At 25.2% G+C, this 13125-nt stretch carries 13 protein-coding genes; all 13 read right to left on the reverse strand.

Going from position 1 to position 13125, the window contains the following annotated elements:
* Positions 1-63 precede the first annotated feature (63 nt).
* A complete protein-coding gene (locus AACK81_RS07440; RefSeq protein WP_338961110.1) occupies positions 64-756 on the reverse strand; it encodes an ABC transporter permease subunit in 693 nt (230 codons plus the stop codon).
* Complete coding sequence (locus tag AACK81_RS07445; RefSeq protein WP_338961111.1) at positions 689-928, reverse strand: hypothetical protein; 240 nt, start codon at positions 926-928, stop codon at positions 689-691. Before AACK81_RS07445 ends, AACK81_RS07440 begins: the two co-directional genes overlap by 68 nt.
* Positions 921-1547 carry an AAA family ATPase gene (locus tag AACK81_RS07450; protein ID WP_338963056.1) on the reverse strand — a complete coding sequence of 209 codons (627 nt, stop codon included), beginning with the start codon at positions 1545-1547 and terminating at the stop codon, positions 921-923. Before AACK81_RS07450 ends, AACK81_RS07445 begins: the two co-directional genes overlap by 8 nt.
* Complete coding sequence (locus AACK81_RS07455) at positions 1516-1815, reverse strand: ATP-binding cassette domain-containing protein (RefSeq protein ID WP_338961113.1); 300 nt, start codon at positions 1813-1815, stop codon at positions 1516-1518. The genes AACK81_RS07450 and AACK81_RS07455 overlap by 32 nt, the downstream gene beginning before the upstream one ends.
* A gap of 150 nt (positions 1816-1965) precedes the next feature.
* A complete protein-coding gene (locus tag AACK81_RS07460) occupies positions 1966-3414 on the reverse strand; it encodes an MFS transporter (protein ID WP_338961115.1) in 1449 nt (482 codons plus the stop codon).
* Positions 3414-4142 carry a glycerophosphodiester phosphodiesterase family protein gene (locus tag AACK81_RS07465; protein WP_281748966.1) on the reverse strand — a complete coding sequence of 243 codons (729 nt, stop codon included), beginning with the start codon at positions 4140-4142 and terminating at the stop codon, positions 3414-3416. Before AACK81_RS07465 ends, AACK81_RS07460 begins: the two co-directional genes overlap by 1 nt.
* Before the next feature lie 152 nt (positions 4143-4294).
* Complete coding sequence (locus AACK81_RS07470) at positions 4295-4930, reverse strand: hypothetical protein (protein WP_338961116.1); 636 nt, start codon at positions 4928-4930, stop codon at positions 4295-4297.
* Positions 4857-5039 (reverse strand): hypothetical protein, encoded by a 183-nt coding sequence (locus AACK81_RS07475; protein WP_338961118.1) that lies wholly within the window; start codon positions 5037-5039, stop codon positions 4857-4859. Before AACK81_RS07475 ends, AACK81_RS07470 begins: the two co-directional genes overlap by 74 nt.
* A gap of 277 nt (positions 5040-5316) precedes the next feature.
* Positions 5317-6237, reverse strand: a complete 921-nt coding sequence (locus tag AACK81_RS07480; protein ID WP_338961120.1) for an ABC transporter permease — start codon at positions 6235-6237, stop codon at positions 5317-5319.
* Positions 6237-8531, reverse strand: coding sequence for an ABC transporter permease subunit (locus AACK81_RS07485; protein WP_338961122.1), 2295 nt, complete (start codon positions 8529-8531; stop codon positions 6237-6239). The genes AACK81_RS07480 and AACK81_RS07485 overlap by 1 nt, the downstream gene beginning before the upstream one ends.
* Positions 8524-10104 (reverse strand): ABC transporter ATP-binding protein, encoded by a 1581-nt coding sequence (locus AACK81_RS07490; protein WP_338961123.1) that lies wholly within the window; start codon positions 10102-10104, stop codon positions 8524-8526. Before AACK81_RS07490 ends, AACK81_RS07485 begins: the two co-directional genes overlap by 8 nt.
* 17 nt (positions 10105-10121) lie before the next feature.
* Positions 10122-11429 (reverse strand): BMP family ABC transporter substrate-binding protein, encoded by a 1308-nt coding sequence (locus tag AACK81_RS07495; protein WP_338961125.1) that lies wholly within the window; start codon positions 11427-11429, stop codon positions 10122-10124.
* A 332-nt stretch (positions 11430-11761) separates the two neighbouring features.
* Positions 11762-13120 (reverse strand): BMP family ABC transporter substrate-binding protein, encoded by a 1359-nt coding sequence (locus tag AACK81_RS07500; protein WP_338961127.1) that lies wholly within the window; start codon positions 13118-13120, stop codon positions 11762-11764.
* Positions 13121-13125: the final 5 nt, after the last annotated feature.

The raw sequence follows: 13125 nt of genomic DNA on the forward strand, positions 1-13125 counted from the left end.
AAAATGTCTTTAAATTTTTAAAGACATTTTTATTAAACTCATTTATTAAACAATATTATCAATTTACAAAGATAAATCTTTTTTAATAAGAAAATAATTTCCTAATGGAAATAAACCAAGAGGTACTATTAACATTATTGGATATTGTCAAGCAAAATCTAATGCTCTAATAGAAAAAAGTGGTGCTTTTGTTACTTCTGTAACACCGGGAGCAGGTGTTATATTTGGAATATCACCAAACTTAAATGGACAATTTAATAAAGAAGCAATTGTCATATATTTAAAATATTTAAGGTACTCAACTTCAGGAATAAAAGAGAATAATGTCATTGTTTGAAATAAAATAAATACCGTTGAAATACCTGTTGCTACTGAAAGAGAAATAACTGACTTATTAAAGTAACTAATAAAAGTTCAATTAATTGATGCTCAAAGTAAAGCCAATAATATTAAACCCAAATTATATAAAACAAGATATCCAAATTCTTGAAGTTTAAAATCTTGAAATCTAATTGGAAAAATAATTAATTGAAAAACAAAAGCCGAACCATATAATATTAATATTGAAGAAAGCAAAACAAAAAGTTTTGAATTTAAAATAGTTTTTCTAGACATTGGCATTGTTAATCATGAAGCTAAATAACCTTTATCAATTTCTTTAGAAACTAAAATATGATTTAAAATTAAACTAAAAGAAAAAATTAATATTAACCCCGGAATACCAAAAAAAAACAAAATTAAGATAAGTCATGCCACCTAATCCACCTAAACCTGATACTCCATGTTCTTCGCCAATGAATGTCATAGTTGGAGCAAGATAATCTTGTGTTAAAATGGGAACTATTAAAATACATAAAATTATAAAAAATAATATTAATGGAATTTTAACATTTTTAAATTGTGATTTAACAAATCTAAAATTAATCATTAAAATTTACCTCATCCTTATAAAATTTAATAAAATATTCTTCTAAACTAAATGGTAATTCTTTAAAATTATCAACTTTATAAAGTGATAATTCTTTTAAAAACTTATCAACATTAGTACTTAAAACATTCACTTTAATAACTTTTGTTATATTATTTTTTTCAATAATATCTCATTTTTTATTTAAGAAATCATTATAATCTTTCACTGTTGAAAATTTAATTTCATAATTTTTCTTAGCAGAATTTTGTATTTCCTTAATTGATATTTCAGAAATTATTTTCCCTTTTTTAATAATAGCAACTTTATCACATATATTTTCAATTTCGCCAAAAATATGGGAACTCATAAATATTGTTGCACCTTCATTTTTAGAATTTCTAATTAAAGTATTAAACCTTTCTTGCATTAAAGGATCTAAACCTGAAGTTGGTTCATCTAAAACTAAAACTTTTAGTTTATGCATAAAAACTGAAATAATCGCTACTTTTTGTTTCATACCCTTAGACATTTTTTTAATTTTTCTTTTTGCATCAAGTTCAAAATAATTAATTAATTTTTCAACATATGCCCAAGAAATATTTTTTCTAATAGTAGCTACTGTCTTTAAATAAGCAATTCCTAGGCAATGTTACTTCACCAGCTAAATAGCCAAGAGATTCCATAATTTTTGCCGATTCTTTTCAACAATCATAATCTAAAATCTTTGCAAAGCCATTATCAGATTTAATAAAACCTATCATTTGTCTAATAACAGTAGTTTTTCCAGCACCATTAGGACCAATAAAACCATAAACTTCACCTTTGTTGATTGAAAGATTAATATCAAAACAACCAATATTTGGAGAATATTCTTTAGTTAAATTTTTTAATTGAATTATATTCATATTTCCTCCAAACTAAATTAATTCATGAAATTATTATAAACGAAAAAGGGGAAAATATAAATAATGATATGTTTTTCTTTTATAAAAAGAATCTTTAATATACTTATTTTCAAGTTTTATAAAACATTATCATTTAATTAAATTAAATAATTAAACGTTTCCTAACTCACGAAAACGAAATGAAGTTTTATTTAATTTCTTTAACTCTCGTTTATTTAAAATATAAATAATTATTCCGGCAATTAAACCAACTAAAACACAAACGATAGCAATAATTAATAAAATTTGAATTCCCTGTAATGAATAATTTTGATGACCATCAACCACATAAGAATTATTTGGCAATTTTCCAATGGCTGAAGCAACATAATTAAATCAAGCATCTGGAGTAAAAGCAATTCAAGAAATTAATGATATTGTACTAGCATAACTGTTCTTTTCCATTGGTAATTCTCCAACTTGAACAAATCTTAACGTCAATAATGCTCAACCTACACAGCCAATAAACATAAAAAGTAAACACATTATAACTTGAAATAAAACTTGAACTGCTTTTGATGACTGTAAAAATCAAGCATTACCTCAACCAGGGATAACTACATATAAAGAACATGCAATCATTCCAACTAATAATAAAAATATTAAACCCAAAACGTAAGACTTTCACTTATCAGCTCAACGACCAATTGGACTAGCAACTAAAAATCTTAAACCATATGACCGAATTCCACCAAGAATAGTGACTACACCAACAGTAACACCAACTTCTGTTAAAGCGTCTTTCATATAATATGCAAAAGTAGACTGGAACATGTACATCCCAAAAACAAAAATACCACAAAGTCAAACTCGCAAAAATTTCATTGGTTGAAATAGTGAAATTATTTTTTCTTTTCAAATAATTTCTGTTTCTTCACGTTTTTTATTAGGAATAAATATTCAAACTAATAATGCCATTATAAATACCATACCACAAATAAAATAAGCAAAAACTAAAAATGGTATTTTTGTAATAAAATCATTTTGACCATATTGATTTTGTAAATTTTTAGTTAAAATTGTTATTCCTGTTGCAATTCCAGCAATAAAAATTAAACCAAATAATCCCAAAACTGTGCCTTCAAGACCATAAGCAACACCTTGTTGTTCTTTTGTTACATTCTGTGATACTAATTTTCAAAGTGGTGCTCAAAAAAGTCCCGCAATCGAAATACCCCATATTGTATAAATAATATACAATTGAATCATTCGTATATTTTTATCCATATTAAGTTGAATTATTAACGTTCATCATAAACCACATAATCCAGTTATTATAAGTGATACTATCATTATTTTTTTTGCACTAAAACGATCAGTAAGTCAACCACCTGGAATTCTAGAAATAAGAGCAACAAAACCATAAATAGCAACAACAAAATCAAACTCATCTTGATTTAAATTAATATACTGATTAAAGTTGGGAATAATATATCGTAAATAAAGCACTCCACTAAAAACAAATAAATCAGATAAAGCTAAAATGCTAATAATCAAAATAGTTTTACTATCCAAGTCGTGCGTAAAACTTTTTCAACATTTACTTAAAAATATCTTCATTATTTATTTTTCTGCTTTCATAATAATTTAGGATTATCACTAATATAGCCAGTTACTTGATTACCATATATTTCATTTATCTTCACGGCTTCTTCATCACTCTTAAATGTTCATATATTTAACGGTTTTTTTAATTTTTTTAACTTACTAATCATTTCAAAATCTAAAACTACGGAAATTGAAGGATGCAAATAATCAAAGTTTTTAATATACCTCTCACTAAAATCATTTTTATTTTCAAATAAATAACCTTTTTTCATAGGATATTTAATTCTTTTAACAATTTCGTTTAATAACTGGTGATTAAATGAAGAAACAATAATTTCGGCTTTACTTTTTTTTTCTAATTTTTTAATTTCTGAAAAAATAACCATTAATTGATTTGAAGTATATTTACGATTAATTTCTTCTTTAATTTCAACATTAATCATTTGATAATTTTTACTTAATTTTTCAATAAAATCATTAAATAATGGTGGAATTCATTCTTTATTATTTTTAAAAAATTCCAAATTAATAATTTCTTCATATAATAAACTACTAACCTCACTTTTATTATTGGCAATTCTTTCAAATGTATCATCATGAAAAATAATTACTTTATTATCTTTTGTTAATCGAATATCAAACTCTACTGCTTGGCAAATTTTCAAAGCATTTTGGAAATCAATGATTCGATTTTCACCTTCTGTAGAACGAAATCCACGATGTGCCACTAATAATGCCATAAAATAAACACCCCCAATATTCCTATACCTAATTATTTTACACTAGACTTGTTTTGTAATTAAAAAAGTACTTTGTGTTTCCCAAAAATTCAACTATAAAATTTTATTTTTTTAAGTTTAAGTAAAAATTAACAATTAAAATTAATATTTAATTAAGGAATAAGTCTAGTTGATAAATTATAATCATAAATATCATTATCTAAATTACTTGTAACTACAATACTATTATTTCATTCAACATTTTGTTTTGCTATTTTTTCATTAACTAACAATTGTTCAATAGTTTTATCTAATAAATTTAATTGTTCTAATTCTAAATTATTTGATATATCTTTTACAATTTCTTCACTATACACATCATCAAAAATTAAATTAGATGACAAATTTTCACTACTCATTACTGAACTTTGTTCTTCATTAACCATATATTCAAATTCTGCTTCATCTAACAACTTATCTAATTCTGTTTCTTGTGTTTCTGAATAAAGTTGTAATTCTAAAACATCTCATGCAATATTTTTTATTTGTTCACTACACATATCATCACAATTAAAACTGCTTAAATCAAAATTTTGTTTTGAACTAAAAACATAATCAGATTGTAATTCTCTTTGTTTTTGCTTTTTTTGCTTATTAACTTGATATCTTTTTTTATCATATTCTCTTCTCCTTGCTTTCACTTCAGGTCTTTGTTTATATTCTTTTTGCCTTTCTTTATTGCGTTGATATCATTTTTTTTCTATATTGTCGCTGTTTTTCTTTAATAAGCTGATATCTTTTTTTATCATATTCTTGTTTTTTTGCTTTCACTTCAGGTCTTTGAGCATATTCTTGTTTTTTTTCTTTATTTTTTTGAAATAAATAAGGTACATTAATAACTATACTTTCATTATCCATATGCTTTGCTCCCCCTATAAACATAATTAATTTAATTTAAACTTTTACCACATTTTTCTATCTATCAAAAATTATATTTATTTTTTTTGATAAATAAAACTGTATTATTGTGAATTTTTTTTCAAATTCTTAATAAAATAAAAAATTTTATAGTATAAAATAACCATAAAATTTTTTATTTTTTATTATATTTTTAATTAAGTCTTGGAAAATATTACTAAAAAAGTAAAATTTAATTTCAAAATTAATTCATCATTAAAATTATTAATAACTAATTTTATCGTTTAGATTTATTGAAAGCAATACCCAATGCTTTTGGTATTTTACTTCATTTTGATGTAAACACTAAAACTAATAAAGATGTTACAAAAGGCAATATATTCCATATATCAGAATTACTTGATATTCATTGAGGAATATTTGGTAAAAACGTAATTCTGGCACCTGTTGTTTCAACAATAGCAAATAAGGCAGCACCAATTGTAATCAATGGTACCCTTCATTGTCCAAAAATTAAAATAGCTAAAGCAATAAAACCATTTCCACTAACTGTTCCACGAAAAGTTTGACTAGCATACATTGGAAAAATACCACCAGCAATTCCTGCTAAAAAACCAGATAATAATACAGCAACATATCGTTGTTTAATAACATTAATTCCCGCAGCATCAACTGCATTGGGATTTTCACCAGTCGCAACATGATGTAATCCTCATTTAGTATATTTCAAAATAATAGCAATACTGACTAAAACTATAATTGCTAAAAATAAATATAAATTAAAAAATTCATTATTACCAATTTTTGGTAATTGATAAATATTTGTTAATGAAATAAAACCATTATTCCCTGGTAACTGAACAACAAAAACTGCAATTGCTGCTGCTAAAATATTAATTGCAACGCCAGAAATAATTTGATCAGATTTTAAAGTAACTGATGCAAAAGCATGGAAACAAGCAAATCCCATTCCCGCTAATCCACCTACTAATAAAGCAATAATTTGTGATCAATTACCTCAATTAACACCTATATTTTTTCCAAATGAAGAAAAAGCAAGAGCACCAATTGTCATCATTCCTTCAATACCAATATTAACAACACCAGCACGTTCTGAAATTAATCCAGATAATGCACCAAGTACTAAAACAACAAAAATTAAACTAGAATGTTCAAGAATTATTTTGAGTGCTTCCATTAACTTTTTCCTCCTGTTCTTTCGGTTTTTATTTTCATAATTGCTTGTTGTTCATTTTTAAATATATCAGTAAATTTATTAATAAAAGTTGTCTTTTCAATTTCCGCTTTTTTAGTAAATTGTTTGGTTAATATATTAATATTACTATTAATTGGGATAATTTGACTTTTTAATTGCTGTTTGTTAATTTTATAATTTTTAATTAACTCTTTAACATTATTTTTATAATTAGTTTGAAGTTGATGTTTTGCTAAAATTAATTGTTTTTTTATTTTTTTATCATCAGTTTTAACTTTTTGATTTTTTAATGACTTTAATTCATCACTTAATTCTTGTTTCAATTTATTAATTTCTCGATAAAGATTTAATTTTAAGTCTTTTACTCTTGACTTATCTAATATTGCTTTTTGTTTTTTTAATAATGTTATTTCTCGAATTAAATCTTGCTTATAGTTATAAACATTATTTTCATATTTCATTTTTTCATTAATATACATATTTAAACTTTCACCATAAATCGTTTTTATTTCTTGTTGAAAATTATTTCAATTACCAATTTTACCTTTTTTTCAAATTGCATTATATTGTTTATATATATAATGATTTAAAGCTTTATTTTCTTGGAAAAATTGTGCTCAATTAACACCAACTTTATCATTTTTATTATTAATAACTGCTTGTAACTGTAAGTTGATATCACTATTAACTTTATTAATTTCTTGCGAAAGATTTTGTTTTAAATTTTTAACTTTTGACTCATAATCTGATAATGATTTATTATATTCTACCTTTAATTGTTCTTTATCAATTTTATATTTTTTAATTAATTCCTTAGTTTCAATTTTATAAGTAATTTGAAGTTGACATTTTTTTAAAATTAATTGTTCTTTTAATTTTTTATCATTAGTTTTAACTAATTGATTTTTTAATGACTTTAATTGATCACTTAATTCTTGTTTCAATTTATTAATTTCTTGTGAAAGATTTTGTTTTAAATTTTTAACTTTTGACTCATAATCTGATAATGATTTATTATATTCTATCTTTAAGTGATTAATTTTATTATTTTTTTCTTTAATTAAATCTGATTTTAACTTATTATATTGTCTCTTTATTTTAAAATTTTCAATAAAATGATAGTACATCTTGGTAATAAAACTATTTGTAACTTTTCGTTTTTCTCCATCAAAGGCTATATTTAAATAACGAATTAAAAATTTAATTGGCTGTAAACGAGATAATAAAACTGCACAGGCAGCTGAATAAATAATAACACCAAAAATAATATCACCAGTTGCTGTTGGTAATGTTAATACTGAACCAATTGAACCACCGCTCTTAATTAAACCTCAAAGAAAAGCAGAACCCACAACACCTATTGGATTAATTTGACCAACTAAAGCAACAGCTATACTATCAAAACCAATAGTCGGCAAATCATCAGTTAAAAAACTAATTGAAGGATTTTTGGCAATGTAATAAATAACAGCCATTACTCCTGCTAATGCTCCTGAAATAACAAATGATGTTATGCAATAATGTTTATGATTAATACCACTATAAACCGCAGCAAATGGATTTAAACCTACTGTTCGAATTTTATAACCTAAAGTTGTTTTTTTCAATAAGAATCAAACTGTTATTATTAAAATAATAGAAATTAATAATGGTAGTATACAATTATAACCATTAATACTCATACTATCATGAATAGTTGCTGATGTTCCGTGATCAGCATCATATAAATCTTTATTGATTTTAAATAGTCATTTTACTAAATATCAAATTGTTCAATTTAATAAAATAGAAGTAACAACCTCATGAACATTAAAAAAAACTTTTAATAACACTGTTACCAACGCCACCAATATTGCTGCTAATACTCCAGCAAAAAACGCGCTAATTATAGCTAATGGTTGTGATAAGTCATAACGAACACCAATTGCGATAACAACAGCTCCTGCTGCTAACATTTGACCAGCAACTCCAATATTAAACATTCCTGAGCGGAAAGAAATAACTAGTGCTAATCCTGCTACAATATAAATTGCTCATCAAACTAAAGTATTATCTCAATTATTAGCTGGCCAACTTGTAAAAGCATATGTTAATAACAACTGAAAATAAGTAAAAGCATTTTGACCTGAACCAATTATAACAAAACAAGCAATAATTAATCCAAAAATAATGGCAAAAATTGAACCCTTAAATTTAGTAAGACTACTATTCATTTCTTTTGAACCAAGATATAAACGACTTCGTCGTTTTAAAAATCATGTTTTTTGTTTAAACATTATCTTCATTTCCTTCCATTAACATTTTTTGTCCCGCCATCATTAATCCTAACTGTTCACGAGTAACATTTTTAGTACTAACATTACCAGTAATTTTACCAGCATGTAAAACAACAATTCGATCTGCTAATGACATAACTTCTGATAATTCATAAGAAATTAATAATACTGCATTACCTTCATTTTTTTCATCAAGAATACGACTATGAATATATTCAATAGCACCAATATCCAAGCCACGTGTTGGCTGAGCAACAACTAAAATTTTATGTTTTCTTGTTAATTCTCTACCAACAACCGCTTTTTGTTGATTACCACCCGACAAACCTCTAACTAAAGCAAAACCACTTTTACTACCACGAACATCATAATTATTAATAATATTTTGTGCATAAGATTGAATAGCTTTACTGCGAATCAAACCATGCTTAGAAAAAGGATATTCGCTAATATTTTGTAAAACCATATTATCAATAACATTATAATCTAAAACAAGTCCATATTTATGACGATCTTCAGGAATATGACTTAAACCACTTTTATATAAACTTTGAATTGAACTGTGTTTCATATTCTTATTACCAAAAAAAATATCACCTTTTTCTGGCTTAATTAAACCAGTAATTGCTGAAATTAATTCGGTTTGACCATTACCTTCAATACCAGCAATAGCCACAATTTCTCGTGACTTAACTTCTAAACTAAAATCAGAAAGACCCATTATTGATTTCTTATTACCAATTTTATGAACAAATAAATTATCAATTTTTAATAATACTGGCCCTAATACAACATTACCTTGATTTCTAATATCAACTAAATCTCTACCAACCATCAAAGTAGCAATTTCTTCTTTAGTTTTACTCTTAGATTCAAAAGTTTCAATAACTTTACCTAAACGAATTACTGTAACATTATCAGCAACTTGTTTAACCTCTTCTAATTTATGACTAATAAAAATAATAGTTTTACCATCACGTCTAAGTTCTTCAATAATTATTAATAAACTAGTAATTTCTTGTGGTGTTAAAACCGCGGTTGGTTCATCAAGCACAATAATACTAGCACCACGATAAAGAACTTTTAAAATTTCAACACGTTGTTGCATACCAACACTAGCATTCTCAATTTTTAAATTAAGTTTAATGTCTAATTTATATTTTTTTGAAATTTCTAAAATTTTAGACTTAGCTTTTTTATAATTAATTCACTGTCATTTATGAACTGGTTCACTACCTAAAATAATATTTTGTAAAATAGTGAAGTTATCAACTAATTTAAAATGTTGATGTACCATTCCAATACCTAATTCACCTGCTCTAATTGGTCCTGATATTACTACTTCTTTACCATTAATTTTAATAATACCTTTTGTTGGTTGATATAGTCCAAATAAGATTGACATTAGTGTCGATTTACCTGCACCATTCTCACCAACCAAAGCATGAATTTCTCCTTTTTTAATTTTAATAGAAATATTATTGTTAGCAATAATAGTATCTAAAAAAACTTTAGTAATACCTTCCATTTCAACAGCATATTGTAAGTTCTGTTTTTCAATATTTACTTGCATTTTATCACCCCTCTTAATTATTTAAATGGATCATATTCTTTTTTAATACCATTAATTCAATAATGATCTTTTAAATTGAGTACTTTTTGTCATCCAGCAGAAATTTTATCTAATCAATTAGTAGTTTCTGTCATTAATGGTGTGTAAATATCTTTATCACCGTCTTTAATTGCTTTATTTGGTGCTATTCCAGTAAAATTAGGTCCACCTCTGTATGGTGCATCATCAATAAATGTTTGATCGGCAGTTGGATCAGTTGAATGCTCTGGATTCTGATTAGTTTTACCAACTGATTTTCAGAGCATAAGTTTAATTGAACTAATTAAATCTTTTTCTGCAGAAGTAATAAATCTATCTGCAGATTGTGGATATTGAAGTTGTTGATCTGTATCAACACCAATAATTTTACCTTGACCAGATTTTTTTAATGATGATAAAGTATCTTCGGTTTGTGGTCCTGCTACTGGAAAAATAATATTAGTTTTTTGTCGAGCAAGATCATCATTAATTGCTTGTGAACCTTTTGAACCTTGAGTAAAATCACCACTAAATTGAGTACCTGAATTTATAAATTTAATATTTGGTAATGGTTCTTTAAAATCTGAATTTAAAATTTTAACTCATGATATTAATTTTTCTTCATCTTCTTTATTTTTAAATTTATTATTAAAGAACTGTATGGCTCAATAATAACCATACATATAATTAGTAACTGCTGGAATATCAAGTCCACCATAGGTTGACATTTTTAAATTATCAAGTCCACCATATTGATTAGCATGAGCAGTTAACCATATTGCCCCTGCCAATCCGGCTAAAAAGCCTGATTGTTCTGCTTTGTAAAGTAAACCAGCCAATTGCTTATTAGATTTTGGTACTTCTTTATTTGGAGTATCACCATCAATAAAAATAAATTTCACTTTATGTTTTAAAATAGTATTTTGTGCTTTAACCAAAGCATTATGATGTAAAAATCCTGAAGCAATAATTACTTTACTATTTATGAAAACGGCTTTATTATATGATGTCATTAAATCATCAGTATTAGTTAATTGGGGATTATCTCAAGAAACCTCAACTCTTTTATTTTTATATTGAGGATCAACATAATCACTATGTGTTCAATCATTAAACTCTTGTTTAAACTTGAGAGCAGCATTATATGATGATTCATTAAAAGAAGCATCATTAATAGTATGTCCATCAGTTACAACAGTTATTCGATAAATATTTGGATCATTAAACTGACTATTGCAAGCAATGATTGGTAATATCATTATTACTGACAATGATATTGCACTAAATACAGTAAAAATTTTACGCATACTATTATATTCCTCCTACAAATATATATAAATATTTATATAAAAAAAATATAAAAAAAGAAAGCAAAAACATTGCTTTCTTAATTCAATTATTCAAAATAAAATAAAACTGTGTATAAATAAATTTTGAAAATAAATAGGTGAGAATAACTTACTATTAAAAAATACAGTATATATGTATTTAATATTAATTATTTTCTTATTTTCACAATTAACTCTAAACACTAGTTTCTCCTTTAATGGCATAACTACCATTATATAAGATAATAAAACTTATTCTTTAAAAATTCAAGAATAATTATAATTTTTTTAAAATATATAGTAAAGTTTTATTAAAACTGTGGTTTATACTTTTCAACACTTTCATCAACATAATTTTTTCAAGCATTTTCTCACTTATCACGAGTAGAATCATTAACTAAATCAGCAACTAATTTATTATAAGCGTCAGTTACTTTTTGTGCTAAACGTCAATAATCATTACTATCAATAATTAAGTTATTATAAATAGCACTAATAGAATCATTATTAGCAATTCCAAGATATTGCTGACCACCTAATGCTGGTTGTGGTATGCTGCCATCAAAGTATTGTTCACCATTAATAGGTTTAATAACTGAATGTTGATCATCCTTATTATAATCTAAATTAAAAGAATGTCATAATCAAGTATTAACTGACTTATGAATTCCTTTTAAAGCTGATGTAATAAAAATATCTTTAGCATAACTATATTGAACACTTTGATCAACATCGACACCAATAATTTTTGCTTTGCTATTAGTAGTAGAGTTTTTAACAGCTGATACTAAATCAATTGTTTGTGCTCCTGCAACAGGCATTACAATATCATCTTTATATCCATCAATTAATTGTGAAGTTATTGCTTTTGATGATTTTGTACCAGATTCAAAACTACCTGTAAATTGTTTAGCAATTTTATCAAAATGAATATCAAATTTATTAGTTCATTTTTCAATTTTTTCCTTACCCTCTTTAATTCTAATGGCATTAGTCATTTCCAATAAATTATCATTGCTATTACGATATTTATTAAAATAATATACACCTCAATAATAACCCATCATATAACTAACAATAGTATCAACTGGTAAACCACCAAAAGTTGACATTTTTAAACCATTATCATCATATGTTTCATGATTAGCTGCTAATCATATTGCTCCTGCTAATCCTGATAAAAACCCTGATTGTTCTGCTGAATAACTTAAACACGCTACATCAACTGGTTTTTCTAATTTAGCATCAACTAAAATAAAACGAACACCTAACTTTTTATATTGATTTTGAATAGCTGGTGTTAATGCACCAAGATGATTAAACCCAACAACAATAATTGTTTTAGCACCAGCAAATGTTGCTAAATTATAATTATTTTGTAAAGTTGAAACAGTACTATCTCGTGAAATAATTCAACGTGTTTTCATTTTTTTATTTTTTCAAACTTCATTACCGGGTAAATTACTAATCATAATACGATTATCATTAAATGTTTTAGTAAACTCTTTTGAACCTTCTAATACTTGCTGATTAAAAGCTTTATCAAATAAATCACCACCATCAGTAATTATTCAAATATCACCAACACTAGGAATACTACATCCAATTAATCCTACTGACGAACTATTTATTAACAAAGTAATAATTAATAATTTTAAAAAATATTTCATAAATT

This window comes from Spiroplasma endosymbiont of Lasioglossum villosulum, assembly GCF_964020195.1.
In the GTDB taxonomy this organism is placed as follows: domain Bacteria; phylum Bacillota_I; class Bacilli_A; order Mycoplasmatales; family VBWQ01; genus Spiroplasma_E; species Spiroplasma_E ixodetis_A.